The sequence below is a fragment of the Clostridium lundense DSM 17049 genome (assembly GCF_000619945.1).
Lineage (GTDB): Bacteria > Bacillota > Clostridia > Clostridiales > Clostridiaceae > Clostridium_AO > Clostridium_AO lundense.
The window spans coordinates 31,769-56,651 of record NZ_JHVC01000010.1 but is presented as its reverse complement, the minus strand read 5'-3'; the positions used below and the strand labels follow the sequence as shown (position 1 = coordinate 56,651).

Below are 24,883 nucleotides of genomic sequence, written 5' to 3'. Positions count from 1 at the left end.
TTCTTCTCCTCCTATTCAATATCTATTTTCATGATTTTATACTGAATTATAGTAATGATTAATACGATTATGAACAGTACAAATGACATGGCACTTGCATAACCCATCTCTGAGCTCATAAATCCCTTGTCATAAATATAGTTTACAACCGTATTTGTGCTTTTTAACGGTCCTTGAAGTATATATGTTTCTTGAAATATCATAAACACTCCTATAACTTCTGTTATAAATAGGTACAAATGAGCTGGTCTTAAAAGAGGTAATGTTATTTTCTTAAATATTTGCCACTTGTTTGCCCCATCTATAGTTGCTGCCTCTAAGACTTGGTCTGAAATATCCTGAAGCCCTGCAAGATATATAAGCATTGCTGCTCCACAACCCTTCCATACCTTGAAAATTAATACTGACATAACAGCAGTGTTAGCATCAGAAATCCACCCTATTCCCTCAAATCCAAATAAAGACAAAATGCTATTAAATAGCCCAAAGCTTGGTTGATAAAACCAATCAAAAAGAATTGCTGCAGCTATTGTTGATGTTATAACAGGAGAATAAAATAGTATTCTAAAAAACACCATACCCTTAATCTTATTATTTAATAATAGGGCCATTAAAAGTCCAACTACCATATTAATGGGCACAAATATAAAAAACTTTGCCATAGTAATTAAGGATTTTATAAACTCACTATCTTGCAAAAGTCTTCTATAATTATTAAACCCTACGCAATGCATTTTTGGAGTTAGTGCTGACCAATCTGTAAAGCTAATTGGAAGAGCCATAATTGCTGGAATAATTGTTACAATTAGTAGATAGATAACAGCAGGTGCTATAAAAATATATGGTGCTATTTTCATAGTATTAACTTTTGACTTTTTTTGTTTTTTAAAAGGGGTATTTGATGTTGTCTTTAATTGCATTAAATCACTTCCTTTTTAATTTCTAATCTAATTTCTAAAATGGAGAACTCTTAGTTCTCCATTTTAGAAATATAATATTGAATATACTTAAATCTATTTTATATCCTTTGCTATCTCCTCATTTATTTTATTTTGAATTTTCTTTAATCCATCCTTAACAGAGACATCCTTTAATAATATTTCTTCAAACCCTTCACTCCAGTATTTATTTAAAATACCCATCTGTACATATCCAACTTCTGAATCCTTTAATGATGATAATACAATTTTTAATTGTGGATCAGCATTTAGCTCTGAATCTTCTAATAGTTTCTTTCTTGCTGGAAGTTCCCCTGTTTGTTTTGTCCATTTCTTTTCAGCATCAGCACTAGTTAAGAACTCTATCCATTTTGTTGCTGCCTGAGCGTTAGCTTTCTTTGAAATAGCATATCCCCATGATGTAACAACAGTTGTGTGCTTACCATTTTTAGCAGGTATTAATCCAAGCCCTAGTTTAACATTTGGAGCTGTCTGCTTTAAATTACCTATCATAGCTGGATGCCCAAGCATTAATGCAATCTTGCCTTGTCTAAATCCAGCCCAATTTTTCATAAACTTTGTATCATAAACTTTATCTTTCTTATATGCACCTACCATATACTGCATTGCTTCAATTGCCTTAGGATCATCAGCAAAAATGTATTTTCCATCTTCATCTACAATTTTCCCACCATTTTGAAGAATTAAAGCCTGAACTTCAGGGTGATATCCCTTAACACCCCAACCTGAAATTTCCATCTTACCATCTGTACTTCTCTTAGTAAGTTTCTTAGCCCAATTAAGCATTTCATCCCATGTTTGTGGACCTTTTTCAGAGTCTAAGCCTGCCTGTTTAACAAGATCTTTGTTCCAAAAAGCTACTATTGTCTGTGTATCTGTTGGAAGACCATAGTATTTTCCGTCTACCTGAAGTCCATTTACTGTAGCTGGTATAAATTCATTCTTAATATCTTTTGTAGATAAAACGTTTTCATCTAAAGGTTGGATAGCATTAGCCTTTGCTAACCTATTTATCATACCTGATTGAATTTGCATAACATCAGGCGCTGCATCAGTTGCCAAAGATGAAATCAGCTTAGTATTATAGCTATCTTCTGGTATAAACTCAAGCTTAACTTCTATGTTTGTATTTTTTTTCATAAATTCTTGAGCTAAACTTTCCATCATTTTGTCTCTTGCTGGACTGCTATGCTGCCAGTATGTTATTGTAGCCTTTTCTCCCTCTGCACTTGCAGGCTTTTCAGCTTTATCACCGCAACCTATAAAAATACTAGAAGCTAATAAAACTGATAGACCCATACTTAATAATTTTTTAGTTTTCATAGTAGTACCCCCCATATTAATTTACCCAAAGGCATATTATTAACTAAATATTAATTGGTATAAAAACTTCATCTTCCAAAATAAAATTAGCCATCCCTAGTGGTGAAGACTCATGACCAAACTTTGAAAACTTTATGTTAAGCTTATCTGTATAAGGCTCTAGTGCATGTTTTTTTATGCTTTTTTTAATACAACTAATTAAATCCCATTTACTATAAATAAGTGGTCCACCTATAATGATCAATTCCGGATTTAATAAATTTACAATATTCGCCATGCCAATACCCAGTTTTTCAGCCTGTTCCTCAATAACTTGTCTGGAAGCTTTATCATCGTTATTTGAAGCTCTTATGATATCAATATAATTTAAATTAGAAGCCTGACTAAAAGAGGTTTCCATACCTTCTTTAATAAGTTCATTTAATCTTAAAAGAGCTGGCATTTCAGAAACAAGCATTCCTAAACATCCTACACTTCCGCACTGACACTTTGGCCCAGTTGATGTTATAGTGGTATGACCTAGTTCAAATCCCCCTCTAGGAAGTCTAAATAATTTTCCTGAATTAACATAAGACATACCTATACCATTTTCAACTAAAATATATACTAAATCTTTATATTCTCTTCCTTCGCCAAAATAATATTCTCCTAATATCATAGAATCTGTATCTTTAAAAATATATGTTTTCTTATCTATAACCGATCTTACTGCATCTCCCATATCAAAATTAGATAGATGAAGCCTTGAAGAATAAATAACCAGATTATCTTTGTAGTCAATTACCCCAGGCACACTAATACCTATCCCAACAATTCTCTCCACATTTTCTGAAAAATCACTCATTATATTTTCTAAACATGTACTAATCATCTTTCTTACCTTTATCTCATTATCCAAATATTCTTTAAATTCTTTTCTATATATAGGATTGCACTCCATGTCAACTAAATCTAAAATTGCACCTCTATAGGTAAGCCTTATAGTGATTACATATTTTGCATGTTTGTTCAATCCAAATATAATTGGTTTTCTTCCACCACTCGACTCTCCTACACATATTTCCGCTATCATATTATTCTCCATAAGTTCATTAGTAATTGTTGAAACTGTAGTTGGGCTTAATCCTGTCTTTTCTGTAAGGTCACCTCTAGAAATCTCCTTACTATTCCTTATTATATTCAAAATATTTTGTCTATTTAATATTTTTAATTTCTCCTGATCTAATTTTAAATTTTGTCCCATACCAACCTCACACTTTCTTTTTCCATTGGAAAAAGTATTTATACTAATCTATTTCTTTTGACTTAATTACTTTTCTAATTATAGTCCCTGTTGAACTTCTCATAACTGGAATTTTTAATATTTCACATAATGTTGGAATTAAATCTATATTCTTTACTGAGTCTTTACAAATAAAATTTTCTTTTATTAAAGGCCCCTTTAATACTCCAAAGATTCTTTGAGTACCTTCATTTAATGAATCATGTCCCCCTCTTAAAAGAAATCTTTTTGATATATTACCATTAAAATGATATGGTGGAATTGGCGACACTAATATATCTGAAAATCCTTCAAAGACTCCTTTATCAATCAATTCGTCTCGGGTTAGAGCTTTTTCAATATAATCTTTTTTCTCTAACTTATGTTTTATTTTGTTCAAATCTACCTCTGTTGAATTGAACCATACCTGTACCTCTATTCCTGTAGATGTCATTACCACATCCCAATTATTTTCATATTCCTTTGATACTAAATCATCTGTATATATTATATTTTTAAATCCACACTTCTTTAAATCTTTTATTAGTCTAGGTATTGAACTCCTTCCTTTGAAAGGAACCATTCCATGATCAGAAGTTATAAGTATATAACTTCTTTTATATATCTTTTTATCTATTAATGCCTTAATAACTTCACCTATTTTAATATCTATCTTCTGTAATCTAGATATTACTTTACTTATACGCTTTCTTTCTGAAAATGCCATTAATCCCTCATAGTTGAAAATAGCATTATGTCCAACTTCATCAAGGTCATCAACATAAAGAAATATAAACTTAGGTATTTTATCATAAAAAATACTCTTCTCACCTAAATCAACCCTATTATTTCTTAATAACTCTAATAAAATATTAAATCTTTTTTTGTAATCTCCTCCTGGTTGAAGATATAAAAAATCTCTATCCTCATAAGAAGCCCCTCTACTATTGAGTACAAATTGTTGGATTGATATAAGGGAATTATTTTTATTTCTTAATACCTCCCCAAAAGTTTCACCATAATTCAAATGCTTACAGTAAACAATTTTATTTTTCTCCTTATCAAAGTACTTTGATACATTTCCTGTAACATTTGAATAAGCTCCACTAAGTATAGAACTTTGCATTGGAAAAGTAATTGATGGAATACCTGTCCACAAATTTTCAAAATAACAACCTTCATTAATCAAACATTCCAAGTTATACAGTGGAATATTTAGCTTTCTTGCTAAATCAAAATAATATTTAGCAAATCCATCAATATTAATGTATATGAAATAATTTTCCATATTCATAATCCACCTATATAAATCTCAATAACTTTTTAAAGTCATTGGAATAATATTACATAATATAAATTATAATCCTAATTTGTAATTATTTCAATACTATTTGTAACATTCATATTTTTTTATTAATTCACTACATTTATACAATTATATTTTTCTCCTTTAAAATAAAACAATCCACATTGCTGATTATTTTTTATCAACAATGTGGATAAATTTTTTAAATTAATGTGGACAACTATTCAACTGTAACTGATTTTGCAAGATTTCTTGGTTTATCAACGTCACAACCTTTTTGTACTGCTACATAGTATGAGAATAACTGCAATGGGATTACTGAAAGTAATGGTGCAAATAGTGGATTGATTCTTGGTAGATATATTGCTGAATCCACTGTTTTTTCTATACTTTCATTTCCTTCAAAAGCTAATCCTAAAACATGTGCTCCTCTAGTTGTAACCTCTTTTACGTTACTTACCATTTTTTCAAATAGTTCATCTTGTGTTGCAAGAGCTACTACTACAGTTCCTTTTTCTATTAAAGCTATTGGACCGTGCTTTAATTCTCCACCTGCATAAGCTTCTGAGTGGATATAGGATATCTCCTTAAGTTTTAAAGAACCTTCCATAGCTACTGCGTAGTCAAGGCCTCTTCCTAAGAAGAACATATCTTTATGCATGTAATTCTTAGCAGCAAACTTCTGTACTACTTCTTTATTATTTAAACATTCTTGTGCTTTTTCAGGTATGCTTAACATTTCTTTCTTTAATTCTTCTAATTCTGCTTCACTTAGAGTTTTCTTATTTTGAGCAAAGAATAATGCTATTATATACATTGCTACAAGCTGAGTTTCATAAGCCTTTGTAGATGCTACTGCAATTTCTGGTCCAGCCCAAGTATATAAAACATCATCTGCTTCTCTTGAAACTGAACTTCCCACAACATTTGTTACAGCAATAACTCTAGCTCCACGGTTTTTTGCTTCTCTTAAAGCAGCTAAAGTATCTGCTGTTTCACCTGATTGACTTATTACTATCATTAATGTCTTTTCATCTATTATTGGATTTCTATATCTAAATTCTGAAGCTATATCTACTTCTACTGGTATTCTTGCTAACTTTTCTATTACATACTTACCAACTACTCCAGCATGATAAGCTGTACCGCAAGCAACTATATATATTTTATTTATATTTTCTATTTGTTCTTTTGTTATTTTTATATCATCCAGAGTTATTGGTTTGCCCATCATTACTCTTGAAGTCATTGTATCTTTAATAACTTTTGGCTGTTCATGTATTTCTTTTAACATAAAGTCTTCATAGCCACCCTTTTCAGCAGCATCTGCATTCCAAGTTACATGATATATTTCTCTTTCTATTTCTTCTCTTTCTTCGCTATATAATTTTACTCCATCCTTTGTTAATACAACAAATTCCTTATCATTAAGAAGATATATATCTCTTGTATGATTTAATACAGCTGGTATATCTGATGCTATAAAATATTCACCTTCTCCAAGCCCTACTATCATTGGACTATCTTTTCTTACAGCCACAATTTTGTCTGGCTCATCATTACATATTACGCCTATAGCATAACTACCTTCCATTTTAGCTACTGCTTTCATAACAGCATCTAATAAATCTCCATTATAGAAATAGTCTACTAAGTGTGGTATAACTTCTGTATCAGTTTCTGATTTAAAAACATATCCTTTAGAAGTTAACCATTCTCTTAAGTGAATATAATTTTCTATTATTCCATTGTGAACAACGCTTATTGTTCCCTTTTCATTACTATGTGGATGTGAGTTTACATCTGACGGTTCTCCATGAGTAGCCCATCTTGTATGTCCAATACCTATTTCTCCTTGTAAAGGAGTTTCTTTTAGCTTTTCCTCTAAATTAGCTAATCTACCCTTACATTTCATTACATTTATTGAGCCATTATCTATAATAGCTACCCCTGCTGAATCATATCCTCTATATTCAAGTTTTGATAATCCTTCTACCAATATATCTGAAGCCTGTCTCTTTCCTATATATCCTACTATTCCGCACATAAAAAATCTTCCTTTCACATTTTTATTTATGCTTTTCCAGTTCTCGTTAAATTATTAACTAGAAAAACAGGTCACTTAATTTCGCTTTGACCCTAAGCTTAAGGTTTTAACACCTGATTGATATTGTATCGAAAATCGCTTTTCGGTTTTATCAATCGTTAACGGTAGTGCGATACCGTGGGGCACCCGCCGAAGATTCGATACTCCCCATCCTCGTCAACTTAAGTGACACTCTAAATCTTTGATTTAGTCAGTGGAACTTACTCAGACGTTAGTCTGAGTTTCATTTAACACTCCAAATCTTCGATTTGGTTAGTCGAACTTACTCAATCATTAGATTGAGTTTCCTTTACTACTCCAAATCTTTCACTTGGTCAGTCGAACTTCATCACCTAAGTCCTGGCGCTTTTAATAAAGCTTTTAAAATTCTATTTATTCATTTCTATAAACATCACTTCCTTTCAAATTTTTAAAAAACATACTTTTTAAATTATTATTTTATTTCATATGCCTTATTATATTTTTAATAATGGATTTGGTCAATGACAAAATTAGTCATTGATTATTTAAATAGCTATTCCATTACTAATAATGGAATAGCTAAATCATACAAACAAAATTTAATTTGCCTTTTCTCCAATTAATTTAGCTAAGGAATGAGCTATTTCATCAATTTCCTTTTGATCTTCTCCTTCAAGCATAACTCTTACTAGTGGTTCAGTACCCGAAGGCCTTATTAAAACTCTTCCTCTTCCATTCATTTTCTCTTCTATTTTTCTTATTTCTTCTGCTATTTCACTATCTTCTATATAGATATTCTTTTTATCATTTGGCACTACCGCATTTACTAAAACCTGAGGTAATTCCTTCATCATAGAAGCTAACTGTGATAATGTCTTTTTACTATTTTTAACAATAGATGAAAGTTGAATAGCAGTTACAAGACCATCCCCTGTAGTGTTATAATCTAGGAATATTATATGACCTGATTGTTCTCCTCCTATTTTATAACCTTCCTTTAGCATTTCTTCAAGAACATATCTATCTCCAACTTTTGTCTTTACAAGATTTATATCTTCTTTATCCATGGCAATAAAAAGTCCCATATTGCTCATTACAGTAACTACTACTGTATTTTTATCTAATTTTCCAGCTTCCTTCATATGTTTACCACAAATAGCCATTATGAAATCACCATTTATAAGATTTCCTTTTTCATCTACAGCCAAACATCTATCTGCATCTCCATCAAAGGCTAATCCTAAATCACATCCTTTTTTAACTACATATTCCATAAGTTCTTCTGGATGAGTTGATCCACAATTTTTGTTTATATTTATACCATCTGGATCATTATTTATAGCTAGCACTTCAGCTCCAAGTTCTCTAAAAGTTTCTACTGCTGCCTTATATGCTGCTCCATTAGCACAATCAAGTGCTACTTTAAGGCCCTTTAAGTCAGTATTTATAGTACTTTTAGCAAATTCTACATAATGTTCCAAAGCACCTTTTTCAATAACTTTTCTTCCTATATCCGCTCCAGTAGGACTTGGTACTCCCTCAAAATTATTTTCTATTACACTTTGAATTCTATCTTCTAATTCATCTGGAAGCTTATATCCTTTATTATTAAAAAACTTTATTCCGTTATATTCTACTGGATTATGTGATGCAGATATAACTACTCCAGCATCTGCTCCATACTTTCTTGTAAGATATGCTACTGCTGGAGTTGGTATAACTCCTACACAAATTGCTTCTGCTCCTACAGAAAGAATTCCTGCTACTAAAGAGCTTTCTAACATATGTCCAGATATTCTGGTATCCATTCCTACTAATATTTTAGGTTTATGTGTTCCTTCTGTTAACACATAAGCTCCTGCTCTTCCAAGACTATAAGCTAAATCTGCTGTCAATTCATCGTTAGCAATTCCTCTAACTCCGTCTGTTCCAAACATTCTACCCATTTCAATACCTCTCTTTTGCTTATTATACATTATTTATATTTTCTATAATATGCATTTTCTTTAAATTTTGCAGCATTTTTTACATAAAGCCACAGAATAATTATAATATAATTTTACCCTACTAACAATAAAAACGCCTTATATAAATACTAGTGTTTCTAAAAATTTAATATTTTAGGCACATTAAAATAAATAACAAGTCAAAGATGCGACGGATATTTTATATCAAACAAGGAAGTAGGTTCCACTGCTAGTAGAGCTATCAGTGGGTTCTGATGACGCAGTATGATGCAAAATAGCCTAGCATACTGACTTATTTATTTTTTAAATGTGCCTTATAGAAAATGACCAGTGATTTTCATCACTGGTCATTATATAAACTGCTGAATTATTTATATTCTTTTGCAGCTTCTTCTCCATTTAATACTCTTAATCCACCTTGAGCTAATGCTAACATTTCATCTTCTCCTGGGTAGATTACAAATGGAGCTATAAATCCAACTTTTTTCTTAATTTCTGAAGTTACATACTTGCTGTAAGCTATTCCACCTGTTAATATAATTGCGTCAACTTTTCCTTCTAATACTGCTGCACATTTTCCTATTTCTTTAGCCATTTGATAAATAAATGCATCTAATATTAATTTAAACTTTTTATCCCCTTCTAATGCTTTAGCTTCAAGATCTCTGAAGTCGTTTGTTCCAAGGTAAGCAACAACTCCACCTTTTCCGTTTACTTTCTTTATCATTTCTTCTAAAGTAAATTTACCTGAATAACAAAGTCTAATTAAATCCCCACTTGGAACTCCGCCTGTTCTTTCTGGTGAGAATGGTCCTTCTCCATCTAATGCATTGTTAACATCTATTATTCTTCCAGCTTTGTGTGCACCAACAGATGCTCCACCACCCATATGTCCTACTATAACATTTACATCTGTGTAAGCTTTTCCATTTTCTTTTGCATATCTTCTAGCTACTGCCTTTTGATTTAATGCATGGAATATACTCTTTCTTTCAATTTCTGGTATACCAGAAACTCTTGCTACATCCTCAAGTTCATCAACAACAATAGGATCTACAATAAATGCTGGTATTCCTAATGAATTTCCTATTTCATTACCTATAATTCCACCAAGATTTGAAGCATGCTGTCCTCTTACAGTCTCTTTTAAGTCTTTAAGCATAGCTTCATTTACAGTGTATGTACCACCTTCTACAGGTTTTAAAAGTCCGCCTCTACCAACTATTGCATCTAAAGTCTTTATATCAAATCCTTTTTCTTTTAATACATTAAGTATTACTTCCTGTCTGAAATGGAACTGATCATAAATAGTAGCATACTTTCCTATTTCTTCAGCTGAGTGTCTTAAAGTTTCTTCTAAAACTAAGTTTTCATCATCAAACACAGCAATTTTTGTTGATGTAGAACCTGGGTTAATTATTAATAATTTCTTTGACATTTCTTCTCCTCCATTTATCTAAATATATTATTTTCTTTTTTTCATGTTATTAGCAACTAATGCTGCTAAAGCTATTGAGTACATCTTTGTTTCATGGCTATCATTTCTTGAAGTTAATACAACTGGAGCAGCTGTACCTACTAATAAACAACCATTTTTAGAGTCAGTTGTATATGTTAATGTTTTGTACATTATATTACCTGCCTGAATATTTGGAAGTAATAATATATCTGCTTTTCCTGCTACTTCTCCTGTTACTTTCTTATGAGCTGCAGCTTCTTCTGATAAAGCGTTATCCATTGCAAAAGGTCCATCAACTACACAACCTTTTATCTGTCCTCTATCGCTCATTTTAGCAAGTATTGAAGCATCTATAGTTTCTGGCATATTAGGATTTACTACTTCAACTGCACATACTGCTGCAACCTTTGGACATTCTATTCCTATAGCATGAGCTACTGTTGCTGCATTGTTTATTATATCAACTTTTTCCTTAAGTTCTGGATACATATTAAATGCAACGTCTGTTAAGAAAAGTAATCTATCAAACTTTTCTGTTTCAAAAACAGCTACGTGAGACATTAATTTTCCAGTTCTTAAACCTACTTCTTTATTTAATACGGCTCTTAAGAAATTAGCTGTATCAACTAATCCTTTCATAACCATATCAGCTTTACCAGTTGATACTAATTCTACCGCCTTTAAAGCAGCCTTTCTCATATCTGGCTCATCTACTAATTCAAATTTGTTTAAATCCATTCCTATTTCTTTTGCTATAGCTTCTATTTCAGTCTTATTTCCAACAAGTATTGCATCAGCTATGTTGTTTTCTTTAGCATCTCTAACTGCTTCTAATACTGGCTTATCCTGTGCCACTGCTACTGCTACCTTTTTAGTTTCCTGACTCTTAACTTTCACTAAGATTTCATCAAAACTTTTAATCATTAGAACACACCTCTTCTTAAATATTATTTTATATTTTGTCAAAGTTTTAACTAATAAAAACGAATATATGTTATCTATTCTATTTTAACAAAGATTTGTCGTAAATTACAAGTTTTCAGAATATTAAGTTACCCTAATTAAAATGGAGCCCAATTTTTCATAATAGCTTCCGCTACTTTTAAGCCATCAACAGCAGCAGACATTATGCCTCCAGCATATCCAGCACCTTCTCCAGCTGGATACAGCCCTTCTATAGATATACTTTGTAAAACTTTATTTCTAAGTATTCTAATTGGTGCGGATGTTCTAGTCTCTATTCCTGTAAGAACTGCATTTTTATCTGCAAATCCCTTTATTTTCTTATCAAAATTCACTACCCCTTCTTTAAGAGACTCTACTACATAACTTGGTAGACACTCCTTTAAATCACTTAAAGTATATCCTGGTTTATAAGTCGGCTCTATATTGCCTATTTTTTTACTCCTTCTGTCTTCTAAAAAGTCCCCCAATAACTGTACTGGAGCCAAATATTCTCTTCCACCTACATTATACGCTAAACTCTCATAATGTCTTTGAAATTCCATTCCTGCTAAAGGTGAACTATTTCCAAAATCATCTGGAGTTACAGATACAACTATGGCTGAATTAGCATTTTTCCCATCTCTTTTATAATAACTCATACCATTAACTACAACTCTTTCTTCTTCTGAGGCGGCTGCTACTACGTATCCTCCTGGACACATACAAAAACTATATACTCCCCTATTTCCCTTTGTATTATGAGCTAATCTATAATCAGCTGCCCTTAATCTTTTATGTCCAGCAAACTTTCCATACTGATTTTCATCTATCATACTTTGTAAATGTTCAATTCTGACGCCTATAGCAAAAGGCTTAGGCTCTATAGCTATGTTTTTATTAAATAGCATTTGGTAAGTATCCCTTGCACTATGTCCAATGGCCAAAACTAAAGCTTCACAAGGTATTTCCCTTCCATTTACAATGATAGACTTTATCTTATTATCCTTTGTTAAAATATCTTCTAACTTACTATTAAAGTGAACTTCTCCACCTAATTCTATAATTTTATGTCTTATACTTTTTACTACTTCTTTTAATATATCTGTTCCTATATGAGGCTTCCCCATATACAAGATTTCCTCTGGAGCTCCTCCTTTTACAAATTCCTCTAAAACAAAGTCACATCTAGAATCCTTTATTCTTGTAGTTAACTTTCCGTCAGAAAAAGTACCTGCTCCACCTTCTCCAAATTGAACATTAGATTCCTTATTAAAAACTCTACTATTCCAAAATGTGTCTATACTTTTACTTCTATGTTCTACACTTTCTCCACGTTCTATTATTATTGGATTATATCCCTTTTGCGCCATTAAAAGGCCAGCAAACATTCCTGCTGGCCCCATACCAATAATTACAGGTCTATGGTCTAGTTCTTTATCTCCAAACTTAAATTCTTCATTATATTTTACTTCTTCTATTTTTACATCCTTATCTCTAGACTTTGATACTACTTTAGATTCATTATCACAACTTATTTCTACTGTATAATTAAATTTAATAGAATCTTTTTTTCTCGCATCTATAGACTCTTTTAAGATTTTAAAATCCTTTATAGAATTAATTGGCAATTTTAACCTTTTTGCAGCTTTTTCTTTTAATATTGATGTATCTTCTTCTATATCCAATATTATATTATTGATTCTGATTGACATTTGTACCCTCCGATGTTACTTTCTTTTTTATATTTACAGTAATACTTTCAGGAGACTTATCTACAAGCTTAATTCCTTCTGGTAAATTTATATTAACAGGTAACTTATGCTGACCTTCCTTTATAGAATTTAAATCCACGTAACATTCTATACTTTCCGGCTTTAAACTATTTATAACATTTTCTAGCCCTGATACAGTTATAGAAACCTTGTCAACATCTAAAGTTATATTATAATTACTATCCATATTTATGGTTTTTACAACTAGAGAAACCTCTTTATTTAAAATAGTATTAGATTGTACTTTAAACTTTACCTTCACAAATCCATTTGTGTTACTAACTAAAGTTACACCTTTAGGTATTACTAGTTTCGCATCTACTTCATCTGAAGATAAACTCTCTAAATTAATAGGCTCAATATCTAAACTTGTAATATTATTTATAACATTCTCATCGCCTATTATATCCACTTTTTCTGGTTCTACAGTAATTTTATCCAATACCTTATTATCACTTAATTTTCCCATTGTTTTTACATTTATACTGACAGATTTAGATTTTTTAATTGGAACATTAACTCCTATGGATTTTGGATAAACCTTAACCTCACCTACAACATTTCCATTACTGTCAATAGCTTGTATAGGTAATATTATATTTAGATCTCTATAAATAGCCCCTATATCACACTTTACTTCACCTGCATCTACTAGCTTTACAAAGCTTCCAGGTCCTTTTACTGATACATTATTTACACCAGTACTAATCTTTCCAGAATAATATCCTTGTTTAGGCTTACCCACAGTAGATAGTTTTAAAGGAACAGTCTTTTCAACTAAATCGTCTAATGATATTTTTACCCAAAGATTATCACTATTTAATATAGTTATATTATCTGGACTTTGTTGTATCTGAACAGGTATATTATTATCACCTTTTTTTAGTACATAAGCGCCAAGATCAACTACAACCTTAAACTGATCCTCAGTAACAGAATATATGTCATTTATGGTTCCTTTTAAAGTTAAAGTAACATAAGGCTTTTGACCAGGTATTAATGCTAATCTCGATTGTTCTAATCCTTGTTCATTAATTATGGTAACAGGAATATTTTTATTATATGTTCTTACAGGGTTTGGTACAGTATTTATATATAACCATAGTCCAAAAGCAGCAATAACACAACATATTTTAACTATTATTTGTTGTTTTCGGTTTTTTTCATCCATGTTACCACCCGCTCCCTAAAATTCAACTTTCTATTCTTACTTTTCCTTATTATTCTCATCAATATATCTTTTAGTTTATTTTTATCATAATTTCTGGTAAGGGTTCCATTAACGGCTAATGAAATAGTTCCCGTTTCTTCAGATACAACTATTATAATAGCATCTGAGTTTTCAGATAATCCTATAGCAGCTCTATGTCTTGTACCAAGAGATTTATTTAAATCATTATTACTTGTTAATGGAAGAAAACATCCTGATGATATTATTCTATCATTTCTTATTATGGTAGCTCCATCATGAAGAGGTGTATTTACTACAAATATATTCTCTAATAACGCTGAAGACACTATAGCATCTAACTTTACACCAGTATTTATAGTCTCTCCTAAGCCTGTTAATCTTTCTACAACTAAAAGCGCACCAGTTTTTGATTTTGATAAATTATCAACTGCATTCACAATCTCTGTTATAACCCTCTCCATAGTTTCTTCATCTTCTAATATATGCTTATCATTAAATGCAGTTCTACCTATATGCTCTAGTGCTCTACGAATTTCTGGTTGGAATATAATTATAAATGAAAGAACTCCTATAGTAAGTGTATTACTTAGAATCCAATAAAGCATCTCCAAATGTAATAAATTACTTATGGGAATAAATATAATTATAAAAATAATTCCTTTCAATAATTGTTCAGCTCTTGTCTCTTTTATAAGAACATAGCTCTTATAAAAAATGTAAGATACTACTAATATATCTAATATAGATGCCAAATTAATGTTAGTTACTGTGTTTACAATAGTTTCAATAAATTTCACGGGCTCACCCCCTTAAATTAATTATATCCATTAACAATTATACACTATCTTAATATATTTATATAACATTATAAATTAATTTTAAAAAATATTAATAAATATATTTTTACAGGAATTTTAATTATATAAAAAGAATATTATAGCTAAAGGGGTGAGATGCATATGAAAAATAAAAAAAACAAAATAATAATTTCTATTAGCTTACTTTCCGCTTTAATTATTTCACTTATATTTTTATTTAGTTATCGTTTTTTCTTTAATAATACGGACAAAACTTATGAAAAAAGTATAAAATTTAGCATCAATAACATACTTAAGATAAATAATAATGCAGCTGATTACATTAAGGGAGAATCCATAGATATTGATAAATCAAAAAAGGAATTGCCAGAAAAAATTTCTTCACTAGTAAAAATTAAAGATAAAATCACTTCACTAAATCCATCAGAAAAATATGTAAAGTCACATGAATATTTATTGACTGGTTTGATAAATAATATACATATATATGAACAAATAATATCTATTCTTAATAATCCTGAGGGCAATGATATTGATAAGTCTTTGACTGCCTTAAAAAATTATAAAAATAAATGTATGCAATACTATTCTCTTATTAATATAAGGAATACCAAGATTGCTCTAAATGAAAATACATTAAAGTATATAAATAACTGTACTTCCTATGTGGAAGAATTAGCAAACTTAAAAAAGGATAAGGAAATTCGTAAAAGCCAATATACTGATTTTATAAATGAAATGGACGAAGTGCTAAGTTCTTTTATAGAAATAAAGATTAATTTTTCCGAGTACAATGATAAAATTAAGAATAAATCAATATCCTATGAAAGTGTACTAAACAATATAGATAACACGAGAAAAGAATTTGGAGACCTGAGAAGTCAATTTTCAAAAATAACTGTTCCTTCAAAAGGAATCGCGCCTTACAAATTGCTGCTAAAAACTTTTGATAATTATGACTCCTATTTACAAAATTATAGATATGCTCTAAGCACAGAATCTGCACAAGCATTTAATAACACTGCTCCAGATGAAAAATTAAAAGCATTATATATCGAAGCAAATTTAGACTACAAAATTATGAACTCCAATTATAACGAATTTATAAAAACTTATTCTTATTTTAAAGAAAACAATAAATAAATGCATTAATTATTAAGTTTAGGGAATAATAGCATTAGCCTAAGTTTATAAGAAAAACACGGGGGAACCAATATTTTGGGGTGAATCGTTTTTTACGTAGGCTAACCTTTGCCGAATCCGTCAGCTAACCCCGTAGGTAAAAGGAGAGGATATTAAAATGAAAATAAGGGCATTAATTTTATTATTAACTTACATGTTATTATTACCTAATACTTTTGTTAAAGCAGGCATAGCATGTGATGCGGATGTTGAATCTGATTTATTTAATGATCAAACCAGTACAGTTCAAGTACTGAGCCATTCTAAAGGGAAAATATATGTAACAAATAAAGATATAATTCTCATGGCTAAAGTTGTTTACGCTGAAAGTAAAGGGGAACCTTATGAAGGAAAAGTAGCAGTTGCTTCTGTAATACTTAATAGAGTAAAAGATTCATCATTTCCAAAGTCTATTGAAGGAGTTATAAAACAACCTAGTGCTTTTTCTTGTGTTAGTAGAAATGGTGAAATAACAGTAACACCAGATAAGACCAGCTATAAAGCTGTAATGGAAGCATTAAATGGAACTGATCCTACTAATGAAGCTCTATTCTTCTATAATCCTAGAATTGCAACTTCATCTTGGATGAAAAACATAGGAAAAACTAATTTAAAAACTATCGGAAATCATGTATTTTTTACAGCAAGATAAGAAAAACTTAAATTATAAATAATAGGAAAGTAACTTATCCTTAGGCTAAGTTACTTTCCTTATTTATTCTTTTTTATTTATTATTTTGGGAGTCTAAATAAGCTACTGCATTTAATGCTGCCACTTGGCCTTCTCCTGCAGACTTTATATACTGATATGGCTTTCCTGTACAATCTCCAGCTGCGAAACATCCTTCTATACTAGTTTTCATATTTTTATCAACTTTAATATGTCCTTCTTCCATTTCTAAACCTGGAACAAGTTGTTCTGGTGAAACACTATCTTTTAATACAAATACTCCATCTGTATTTATAGCTCCATTTTTTAATACTAATTTATTAACTAAGTTATCTCCTACTATTTTTAATGGTTTGTCCTGAAGTATCTCAATAGATTTCCTTAAACCATATTCCCCTCTGTACATAGGTATATAATATACCTTTCTGGCTAATTCACTTACAAAATTAGCCTCCTCTTCTGCTTCTTTATTATATCCAATTATTGTTACAGTTTTCCCCTTATACAATGGAGCATCGCAAGTAGCACAATACCCCACACCTTTTCCTAAGAATTCTTCCTCACCCATAATTGGTTTGTTATATTCCATTCCTGTGGCTATAACAACTGCTTTTGCCTCATAGGATTTCTCATTTACCATTATTGCAAAATAATCTCCCATAGCATAGACAGCATTAATTTTTTCTTGTGTAATAGAAATATTCATAGCATTTATATGATTTTCAAAAGCATTTTTTAATTCTTCTCCACTTACATCAAAAAAACCTAAGTAATTATTGATTTTAGGAGCCTTCACTAATTTATGACTTAACTCTTTATTACCAAAAACTATTATACTCTTATTTCTTATCTTTGCATTTATTGCCGCTGATAATCCAGCAGGTCCACTACCTATTATAGCTATATCATATCTTTCACTCATTTTTACACCTCTTTTAAAAAAGTGTCTTACACTTTTTTTAGTTCATATATGACAATTGACAGATTACAGTTAAGAATTCCTTTTTCATGTTAACACTATAGAAAATCTTAAATTCAAAATTTTTCATAATGTTAATGAAGAAAAGTTTTCCTTATCTGTACTCTGTCATCTGCACTTTAAAAATCTATTCTTTATACAACCTTTATTATTTTCTTATTAAATATGTCTTTCTATAGCTGTTTTTATAGATTGTTTTGGTCTAAATCCTACTAAAGTTTCTACAACCCTTCCACCTTTAAATACCATTACTGTAGGTATGCTAGCAACTCTAAATTGACTTGAAGCAACTGGATTTTCATCTACATTTACTTTTACAAATTCTACTTTTCCATTAAGTTCTTGAGCCAATTCATCTATAACTGGGGCAAGCATTTTACAAGGTCCACACCAAGAAGCCCAAAAATCAACTACTGTAGTACTCTCAGTATCTAATACTTGTTCCTGAAAATTTCTATCATTTATTTCTTTTACCATAATTATATCCCTCCAAATTTATACCCTACCTAGGTATATCTCTTAATATAATTTTATTACAGAAAATAAACTTAGTCAATAGTTTTTAATAATAATTATTATTTAGCTATTAAGTTTTGTATGTTTGTGTTATTATATATAGACTCTGGAAAAGATTTTACAAGCTTTTTCCCATAAGCCTTTGCCTTATTCATATCTATATTTTTGTACAAAAGAGCTAAATTATACAAAACAATTTCTTCATACTCATCATTATTAAACCTATTATCATAACTAGAATAATACCTTATGGCATTTTCCATATCCCCCAAATTTTGATAAGTAGTTCCTAATAGATATATTGCATGTGGATAATACCATTTTCCGTTTCCATACTCATAAGCTCTTTCTAAATATACTCTAGTGTTATTATGGTCTCCTTTTGTTAGAAATTCATAACCTTTATTATAAAAATACTCTCCTCCTGCTGAATTAATCAGATCTTTTCCTTGACCTAGCAGTGATTTTTCATTTATGCTAAGATCTTTATTATTCCATTTTATTAAATCATTATGTATTTTGTTAAAGTCTTTTTCATCAATATGCTTTTTAATTTCATTATAAGGAAATACTTCATTTTTGCTTTTCTCTGATTTTTCTTCATTATTCTGTTTATTTAAAGCCACATTATCTGTATTTGATTTAGTCTTATCTGAATCACTATTCTTTTTATGTATACTTGTCATTATCTTGTTTTTACTACTTTTTAAGCTTTTACTTATATTTGCAGAATTAATTTTTATTAATATACCTATGCCAAATACCAAGAAAACACATATAGCAGTAAGACTAATATTTTTTAAATTAATTTGTCGTTTTGTACAATTATATTTCCTTAGATTTTTTTTACTTTCTAAAGCTATTTTATTCTTATTATCTGCTTTTAATACATTATCTAAATGTTCCAAAGCCTTAATATAATTTCCCTTTTTTATATAACATAAAGCTAAATTATTATTTACATTTATATAATTAAAATGACTTTTCTCACATTGCCTAAGCAAAATTAAAGCTTCATTTATTTTTAATTCTTTTATTAGTATTAATGCTGTATTATATAATTCCAATAACTTTTGATCATCTTTTGTATCTTGTAAATACTTATCAGACACCCTATCCTTATTTATTTGAAAGTTCATTTTCCATAGTTTTCTACAGTTATCTAAGTCACCATTTATATAATATAATAATCCTTTAAGATTTATAGAAGCAGAGTTATTTATATTTAACGATATACTTTTTTCACATATTTCCTCTGCTTTATCAATATAGCCCTTATTGTATTTTTCTAATGCTTTATTATATAGTTTTGAAGATTTATCCATATGATTCTCCCTTTACAATGTAATATCCTATACGATAAATTATACATCTTACATAAAAAATTTACTATTTACTTTTTTAAAAAAATAAGGGCATATAAAATCGCCCTTACTTATCAAATATTACTTTAAAATCATGAATAGTTAAATTTTCTACATGAGATTTCATGTAATTATCATCTTCATAAATATTCATAGGTAGCTTTAATTCAGTAGTTCCATCTTTTTTTATTATTTCTATCTTCATTATTTCTTTCTTTAAGTCTTTTGTATCATATACTATATAATTTTTATTGCTATTTAAATTTAATATATATAGGTTTCCCCCTTTAGTAACTGTGCCATGTCCAAATCCAATTATAATTAATATATTTTCATTATCTAACCACTCAACCTGTTTTGGAGTAAATTGTTTCTTATTATTAATTATATTATATTGCCATAATTCATTTTTATCATTATCCTTAATAACTATGCTGCCTATACCTTCCTCTTGGGCATAAGGCCCTATGCCTTCAATACATACACTCAATTTACCATTAGGCGAATTCCTCCATGATGTATTAAAAGAAGGTACTTTACCTTTTTCCTTTTGAAATTGATAGTTTTCATCTAAAAATACTGTTGGCTTTTCAACACTGCTTAATTTTGTATCCATTTTATTTTCCTTATTTAATGAATAACTCCCTTCTTTTTTCAAAGATTTTTGCGATTGCTTGTTGCTACCAGATATTACATTAGGATTAAACTTCTTCATTGCCCAGGGACTAATTACTAATAAAAAAACTATTAATGCTACACAAGAAGTATATGGAATACTATATTTTTTGAAATGATAATACATCTTTTTAAATAAGTTTTTACTATATCTATTCTTATCTATACTCTTCATTATCTCACCCCTAGAACTCTTAAATTCAATATGTTCCACATCTAAGGTAAGCTTTAACATTTCATTTATATTTTTTTCTTCCTCATATAATTCTCTACAATTTGGGCAACTCTCTATATGTTCTTCCATAGCCTTTTTTAAATCATTGGATACACTGCCCTCTATAAAATCATCTAATTTTTTCATAAACGTACTGCAGTTCATATCCTACACCTCTTTTCATTACTAGAAATATATTCTTTAAACTTTTCTCTAGCTTTATAATATCTTCTTTTAACCGATGATTCACTTATATTTAAAATTTCAGCAATATCCGAAAAGGTTAAGGTTTCTTTTGAATATCTTAATATCACTATTTGTTTATCTGGTTCTTCCAAATTATTAATATATGTCTCAACCTTCTCCTTAGTTTCCTTAAATTCTATAGACTGCTCTGGACCTTCTTCCTTAGATGCTAAATTTCTTATTTCTTCTATATTTGATTCATAAACTCTTTTATACTTTCTCATATAATCTATACATTTATTTTTAGCAATCTGAAATATCCAATTTGAAAACTTATATTGCTTTTTATACATATAAAGCTTATTATACAATGTTATGAATACCTCTTGAGTTATATCTTCAGCTGTTTCTTTATTTCTTATGATATTATATATGAATTTCATTACAGAAAGCTCATACTTATTTACAATTATATTAAAGCTGTCTATATTACCATTTAGCACTTCTTGTACCAACTTTGAATCCTCATCCACTCCACAGCTCCCCCTCTTATCAGATTTTGCATATATTTTTATTAGTATATTTATTAATACGAAATATAAATAAATAAGTTCATAAATAAAAAAACTGAAATAAAATTTCAGTTTTTTTATTTATATTAAATTATTTAACTAAATTCTTAAATTCTTCATTTTCTCTTATAGGGTCAAAATCTTTTTCTCTTCTTGCTTCCTCTTTTATACTTTTATCCATGGAAATAGCTATCTTCAAATTTTCTATTGCTTTTTCAACCTGTCCTCTTCTTCCATAGATACTAGCCTTACCATAATAACTCCATATATAATTTTCAACTTCTAAATCTTTATCATACCATTTTAATGCTTCTTCATATTTCTCATACAATTCATAGGCTAATGCTTTATTAAATCTTGCATATCCATAATCCGGTTTAATTTCTAACGCTTTATCTATGTTTTTCATTCCTTCATTAAAGTTTCCATTAAAACATAGTGCTATTCCTTTAACATTATAAGCTTTATAAAATTTGCTATCTTCTTTTATAACTTCATTTTCAATTTTTATAGCTTCATCATACTTTTTATCAAAAAAAGCCTTATATCCTTTGTTGTATTTTTGTTCTAAATCATTATTTTTTTCTTGTTGAGACTTCGCTTTTTCACCCTTATTTTCTTGTGCACTTTTTATATAAGTGTCATTTTTAAACTCCTCACTTACTTTCTTGGTTTCCTTAGTTTCTTCTATTAAACTTTTATTTTTTACTTCCCCATTGAATATAAAATATATACTAACTATACTTAAAATGAAAAAAATAATTAACTTACTTTTTAACGATAGATTCTTAAACATTTCTCCTCCTCAGAAGTAAGTTCTTTCTTAAAACTTCTTTTCACTCATATATTTTTCTACTAAATCAAAGAATACTGTAACTGCAAGTAAATCTGCACTTCCTCCAGGACTTATTCTTCTTTTACTAAAATCTCTATCTAGATTTTCTATAGCCTCTCTGCCCTCTTTAGTTTTCATTCCACCTATTTTTAAAATACGTTTTGCCTTTTCTTGCATTTCCTTTAAAGTTTCTACAGAATGTCTATGGAGTATATTTGAATCCTCTGAATATTGCATTATCCCTATTAACGTATGTATCAATCTATCATTTTTACTTAAATCTTCATTCTCTTTATAAAAATCTAATGCAAATTGGAATACTATAGGAAGCCCTCTCCCAGCTTCTCCCCTTATTCCTTCCATATTATAAAGCAAGAACAACTTTTCTCCATAAGATAATTCTGATTTTTGGCACATTTCTTCTATAGAATTGTAATCCTTTATGTATTTTTTTAATGAATAAAGTTCTTTTTCCACTATATCATGACACATTTCTTTTATTATGCCCTGTATATCATTAAAACTTTTGTTGTCATGTATAGCCTTTCCTACCGCAATACAACAAATTCCCATTAGAAATAACATACCCTTATGTGTATTTACTCCTCCAGTTTTATTAAACATGCTCTCTTCAGCTTCTATTCCTAAGTAACGACATTCTTTTAATATTTCCTTTGGAGAATTATCAGAAAATCCGCCTTGACAACATAAACCTAAATATTTAATTAAGCTACAGCTGCTATCTATAAATGTATAATGATCCATATCATTATGAGCACCTGTAGATACAACAGAAACTAATCCTGGAGATGGAAAACAAGCTACTTCATAAAGCATAGCTTGAAGGGCAAAACTGCTTATATCAAAACTTATATCATTTATATTGTAATTTTTTATCATATAATCTCTCCAAACTATATATTATTCTGCAATATATATTCCTTATATTTATCTTCTATAAATTTTATCACGTCTTCTATATCATGTTTTCTAGATCTTCCGCAATTTTGTGCTTTATCCTCACATAAAAAACATTTCCTACTAGAAAGTCCTAAAGAAGTCCTACTTAATCCTGTTCCATGTTCATCATATACATCTATATCAACACATCTGCCTAGTATATGATTTTCTTCTACAGCTACTGTTTTTCTTTTTATTTCCTCGGCAATATTTCTTAAAACTAGAGTAAATACTGGACCTTCAGCAGTGTTTTTGTAATCTTCGTATACAATATTTCCTTTAAACTTATCCATTAATTCATTTTTCATTATTTCCGCTATTTTTCTTGATATTTCATTGTCCTTATTAATTCCTGGATAATTTACACGCATAGAAATCAGTGGTAACTTATATTTGTTTATAAGTTCATATTGGAAATCTACTCTTTCCTCTTTTGCTAAAAGTAAATCTTCTATAGTATATTTGCTCATATTAGTGCGGAGAATTGCTTTTCTTTATTTTCTCCATTATCTCCTTTCCTTTTTCTGAGTTTAAAAACTCCCATGTAACTTGTGGAACTACATTTTTTACTTCTTCTAGATTATTATCTTTAATTAGTTCTCTAACTTTTGATGCACTTATAAAGCTGCCATTGTATTCTCTTCTCTTTATTTCAATTAATTCCATTCCATGTTTAGGCAATACTTCTTTTAATGTTTCATTATATGTATTGGTTACTTTACAATAAGGCTCTTCACCTACAAATCTCTTTTTTATATTAAATTTAGTCCCAAAGAACCTTCCAAATATTCCCGCATCAATTTCAGCATAAGCTTTTAATCTTACATCTTCTTGTCTTATAAAATAAGTTGGGAAAGTTGCCGAAGAAATTATATATTCTCCACCTGGTACAACTTTTACATTCTCCAAATCCTTTGTTCCTTCTTTTACTAACTTATATCTTTCTTCAAATGGGAATAATGATTTGTCCTCCTGAACTATGAAAACTATTACCTCTTTACACTGCCTTGATGCTTGTTCTATAAGATATCTATGTCCTTGCGTAAAAGGATTACAATTCATAACTAATGCACCTTTTTCATTTTCTGAATTTAACTTATATTCTTTTCCCACTTTATCTAATGCTTTATTTATATCATAAATTCCATACTCTAAAAAAACTGCATCATGTGCTTCATAAATAGGCTTAAAGTTTAAAGAAGTAAATACTTTAATTTTGTCTGGTTTGGTAAATATAAAGCTGTGATACATTCCTTCTTCAAAAAGTTTATCTACTAACGCAGATATTAATGTTGAAGTAACATTTTCTCCTCTTAAGTCATCTGATACTGCAAAACATTTAAATATATTCTTTGCTTTAGAACAAGTTGCTTTTATATTTTCATCAACCTCTATAACCAAAGTATAATCTACATCATCATCTAACTTTAATCCAAAGCTTTCTAAAAATTTATGTACTCTTAATCTTTCTTCTTCATTTTTCAAGTTAACTGTTTTTAACTGTAAACCATACATATATCTAACACCCACTTTTTTATTATTATCTACAATTTTTACAATTATATATTATTATACCCCATAATATTTAAATAACAAAGTACATATAACTTTGCTATATTTATTTCTTCACACAAAAATATGGACTGTATAAAACTACAGT

Annotated in this window: 22 protein-coding genes and 1 riboswitch; of the genes, 2 read left to right on the top strand and 20 right to left on the bottom strand. The window is 29.5% G+C overall.

Annotated elements, in window-relative coordinates:
• Positions 1-11 precede the first annotated feature (11 nt).
• The 11 genes from T514_RS0112820 to cdaA all read right to left on the bottom strand — a co-directional run bounded on the left by T514_RS0112820 (position 12) and on the right by cdaA (position 15,049).
• Positions 12-920 (bottom strand): carbohydrate ABC transporter permease, encoded by a 909-nt coding sequence (locus T514_RS0112820; RefSeq protein WP_051542035.1) that lies wholly within the window; start codon positions 918-920, stop codon positions 12-14.
• Between the two features lie 93 nt (positions 921-1,013).
• Positions 1,014-2,282 carry an ABC transporter substrate-binding protein gene (locus tag T514_RS0112815; RefSeq protein WP_027625143.1) on the bottom strand — a complete coding sequence of 423 codons (1,269 nt, stop codon included), beginning with the start codon at positions 2,280-2,282 and terminating at the stop codon, positions 1,014-1,016.
• Between the two features lie 43 nt (positions 2,283-2,325).
• Positions 2,326-3,525: an ROK family transcriptional regulator gene (locus T514_RS0112810; protein WP_027625142.1), complete on the bottom strand. Its 1,200-nt coding sequence runs from the start codon at positions 3,523-3,525 to the stop codon at positions 2,326-2,328.
• Positions 3,526-3,568: 43 nt separating this feature from the next.
• A complete protein-coding gene (locus T514_RS0112805) occupies positions 3,569-4,831 on the bottom strand; it encodes an alkaline phosphatase family protein (protein ID WP_027625141.1) in 1,263 nt (420 codons plus the stop codon).
• 238 nt (positions 4,832-5,069) lie between these two features.
• Positions 5,070-6,896, bottom strand: a complete 1,827-nt coding sequence (gene glmS, locus T514_RS0112800; RefSeq protein WP_027625140.1) for a glutamine--fructose-6-phosphate transaminase (isomerizing) — start codon at positions 6,894-6,896, stop codon at positions 5,070-5,072.
• Positions 6,897-7,516: 620 nt separating this feature from the next.
• Entirely contained in the window at positions 7,517-8,863 is a 1,347-nt protein-coding gene (gene glmM / locus T514_RS0112795; RefSeq protein WP_027625139.1) for a phosphoglucosamine mutase, read from the bottom strand.
• A 388-nt stretch (positions 8,864-9,251) separates the two neighbouring features.
• Positions 9,252-10,322, bottom strand: a complete 1,071-nt coding sequence (gene buk / locus T514_RS0112790) for a butyrate kinase (protein ID WP_027625138.1) — start codon at positions 10,320-10,322, stop codon at positions 9,252-9,254.
• A gap of 27 nt (positions 10,323-10,349) precedes the next feature.
• Positions 10,350-11,267 (bottom strand): phosphate butyryltransferase, encoded by a 918-nt coding sequence (gene ptb / locus T514_RS0112785; RefSeq protein ID WP_027625137.1) that lies wholly within the window; start codon positions 11,265-11,267, stop codon positions 10,350-10,352.
• 137 nt (positions 11,268-11,404) lie between these two features.
• Complete coding sequence (locus tag T514_RS0112780; RefSeq protein ID WP_027625136.1) at positions 11,405-13,000, bottom strand: NAD(P)/FAD-dependent oxidoreductase; 1,596 nt, start codon at positions 12,998-13,000, stop codon at positions 11,405-11,407.
• Positions 12,981-14,231, bottom strand: coding sequence for a CdaR family protein (locus tag T514_RS0112775; RefSeq protein WP_027625135.1), 1,251 nt, complete (start codon positions 14,229-14,231; stop codon positions 12,981-12,983). Before T514_RS0112775 ends, T514_RS0112780 begins: the two co-directional genes overlap by 20 nt.
• Positions 14,201-15,049: a diadenylate cyclase CdaA gene (gene cdaA, locus T514_RS0112770; protein ID WP_027625134.1), complete on the bottom strand. Its 849-nt coding sequence runs from the start codon at positions 15,047-15,049 to the stop codon at positions 14,201-14,203. The genes T514_RS0112775 and cdaA overlap by 31 nt, the downstream gene beginning before the upstream one ends.
• A 162-nt stretch (positions 15,050-15,211) precedes the next feature.
• Between cdaA and T514_RS0112765 the strand changes: the two genes are divergently transcribed.
• Together T514_RS0112765 and T514_RS0112760 are read left to right on the top strand one after the other, a co-directional pair.
• Positions 15,212-16,213: a hypothetical protein gene (locus T514_RS0112765; RefSeq protein WP_027625133.1), complete on the top strand. Its 1,002-nt coding sequence runs from the start codon at positions 15,212-15,214 to the stop codon at positions 16,211-16,213.
• A 26-nt stretch (positions 16,214-16,239) separates the two neighbouring features.
• Positions 16,240-16,366, top strand: a riboswitch (cyclic di-AMP (ydaO/yuaA leader).
• Between the two features lie 10 nt (positions 16,367-16,376).
• Positions 16,377-16,904 carry a cell wall hydrolase gene (locus tag T514_RS0112760; protein ID WP_423219356.1) on the top strand — a complete coding sequence of 176 codons (528 nt, stop codon included), beginning with the start codon at positions 16,377-16,379 and terminating at the stop codon, positions 16,902-16,904.
• Between the two features lie 73 nt (positions 16,905-16,977).
• Here T514_RS0112760 and T514_RS0112755 read toward each other — a convergent pair whose 3' ends face one another.
• From T514_RS0112755 to citC, 9 genes are all read right to left on the bottom strand, one after another.
• On the bottom strand, positions 16,978-17,844 hold the full coding sequence (locus T514_RS0112755; RefSeq protein WP_027625131.1) for an NAD(P)/FAD-dependent oxidoreductase: 867 nt from the start codon (positions 17,842-17,844) through the stop codon (positions 16,978-16,980).
• 216 nt (positions 17,845-18,060) lie between these two features.
• A complete protein-coding gene (gene trxA, locus T514_RS0112750; RefSeq protein WP_027625130.1) occupies positions 18,061-18,378 on the bottom strand; it encodes a thioredoxin in 318 nt (105 codons plus the stop codon).
• Positions 18,379-18,476: 98 nt separating this feature from the next.
• Positions 18,477-19,742: a tetratricopeptide repeat protein gene (locus T514_RS0112745; RefSeq protein WP_027625129.1), complete on the bottom strand. Its 1,266-nt coding sequence runs from the start codon at positions 19,740-19,742 to the stop codon at positions 18,477-18,479.
• A gap of 106 nt (positions 19,743-19,848) precedes the next feature.
• Positions 19,849-20,835: a DUF4652 domain-containing protein gene (locus T514_RS25780; protein WP_051542034.1), complete on the bottom strand. Its 987-nt coding sequence runs from the start codon at positions 20,833-20,835 to the stop codon at positions 19,849-19,851.
• Positions 20,832-21,389 carry an RNA polymerase sigma factor gene (locus T514_RS0112735; RefSeq protein ID WP_027625128.1) on the bottom strand — a complete coding sequence of 186 codons (558 nt, stop codon included), beginning with the start codon at positions 21,387-21,389 and terminating at the stop codon, positions 20,832-20,834. The genes T514_RS25780 and T514_RS0112735 overlap by 4 nt, the downstream gene beginning before the upstream one ends.
• 130 nt (positions 21,390-21,519) lie before the next feature.
• Positions 21,520-22,224: a tetratricopeptide repeat protein gene (locus T514_RS0112730; protein WP_027625127.1), complete on the bottom strand. Its 705-nt coding sequence runs from the start codon at positions 22,222-22,224 to the stop codon at positions 21,520-21,522.
• Between the two features lie 27 nt (positions 22,225-22,251).
• Positions 22,252-23,163 (bottom strand): triphosphoribosyl-dephospho-CoA synthase CitG, encoded by a 912-nt coding sequence (gene citG / locus T514_RS0112725; protein WP_027625126.1) that lies wholly within the window; start codon positions 23,161-23,163, stop codon positions 22,252-22,254.
• A 14-nt stretch (positions 23,164-23,177) separates the two neighbouring features.
• Complete coding sequence (citX, locus tag T514_RS0112720; RefSeq protein ID WP_027625125.1) at positions 23,178-23,693, bottom strand: citrate lyase holo-[acyl-carrier protein] synthase; 516 nt, start codon at positions 23,691-23,693, stop codon at positions 23,178-23,180.
• 1 nt (position 23,694) lies between these two features.
• Positions 23,695-24,738, bottom strand: coding sequence for a [citrate (pro-3S)-lyase] ligase (citC, locus tag T514_RS0112715; RefSeq protein ID WP_027625124.1), 1,044 nt, complete (start codon positions 24,736-24,738; stop codon positions 23,695-23,697).
• Positions 24,739-24,883: the final 145 nt, after the last annotated feature.

Bases quoted from the DNA above. Each gene is read 5' to 3' on its own strand.
- T514_RS0112820 (WP_051542035.1), bottom strand. From the start codon at position 920: ATGCAATTAAAGACAACATCAAATACCCCTTTTAAAAAACAAAAAAAG.
- T514_RS0112815 (WP_027625143.1), bottom strand. From the start codon at position 2,282: ATGAAAACTAAAAAATTATTAAGTATGGGTCTATCAGTTTTATTAGCT.
- T514_RS0112810 (WP_027625142.1), bottom strand. From the start codon at position 3,525: ATGGGACAAAATTTAAAATTAGATCAGGAGAAATTAAAAATATTAAAT.
- T514_RS0112805 (WP_027625141.1), bottom strand. From the start codon at position 4,831: ATGGAAAATTATTTCATATACATTAATATTGATGGATTTGCTAAATAT.
- glmS (WP_027625140.1), bottom strand. From the start codon at position 6,896: ATGTGCGGAATAGTAGGATATATAGGAAAGAGACAGGCTTCAGATATA.
- glmM (WP_027625139.1), bottom strand. From the start codon at position 8,863: ATGGGTAGAATGTTTGGAACAGACGGAGTTAGAGGAATTGCTAACGAT.
- buk (WP_027625138.1), bottom strand. From the start codon at position 10,322: ATGTCAAAGAAATTATTAATAATTAACCCAGGTTCTACATCAACAAAA.
- ptb (WP_027625137.1), bottom strand. From the start codon at position 11,267: ATGATTAAAAGTTTTGATGAAATCTTAGTGAAAGTTAAGAGTCAGGAA.
- T514_RS0112780 (WP_027625136.1), bottom strand. From the start codon at position 13,000: ATGTCAATCAGAATCAATAATATAATATTGGATATAGAAGAAGATACA.
- T514_RS0112775 (WP_027625135.1), bottom strand. From the start codon at position 14,231: ATGGATGAAAAAAACCGAAAACAACAAATAATAGTTAAAATATGTTGT.
- T514_RS0112765 (WP_027625133.1), top strand. From the start codon at position 15,212: ATGAAAAATAAAAAAAACAAAATAATAATTTCTATTAGCTTACTTTCC.
- T514_RS0112755 (WP_027625131.1), bottom strand. From the start codon at position 17,844: ATGAGTGAAAGATATGATATAGCTATAATAGGTAGTGGACCTGCTGGA.
- trxA (WP_027625130.1), bottom strand. From the start codon at position 18,378: ATGGTAAAAGAAATAAATGATAGAAATTTTCAGGAACAAGTATTAGAT.
- T514_RS0112745 (WP_027625129.1), bottom strand. From the start codon at position 19,742: ATGGATAAATCTTCAAAACTATATAATAAAGCATTAGAAAAATACAAT.
- T514_RS25780 (WP_051542034.1), bottom strand. From the start codon at position 20,835: ATGAACTGCAGTACGTTTATGAAAAAATTAGATGATTTTATAGAGGGC.
- T514_RS0112730 (WP_027625127.1), bottom strand. From the start codon at position 22,224: ATGTTTAAGAATCTATCGTTAAAAAGTAAGTTAATTATTTTTTTCATT.
- citG (WP_027625126.1), bottom strand. From the start codon at position 23,163: ATGATAAAAAATTACAATATAAATGATATAAGTTTTGATATAAGCAGT.
- citX (WP_027625125.1), bottom strand. From the start codon at position 23,693: ATGAGCAAATATACTATAGAAGATTTACTTTTAGCAAAAGAGGAAAGA.
- citC (WP_027625124.1), bottom strand. From the start codon at position 24,738: ATGTATGGTTTACAGTTAAAAACAGTTAACTTGAAAAATGAAGAAGAA.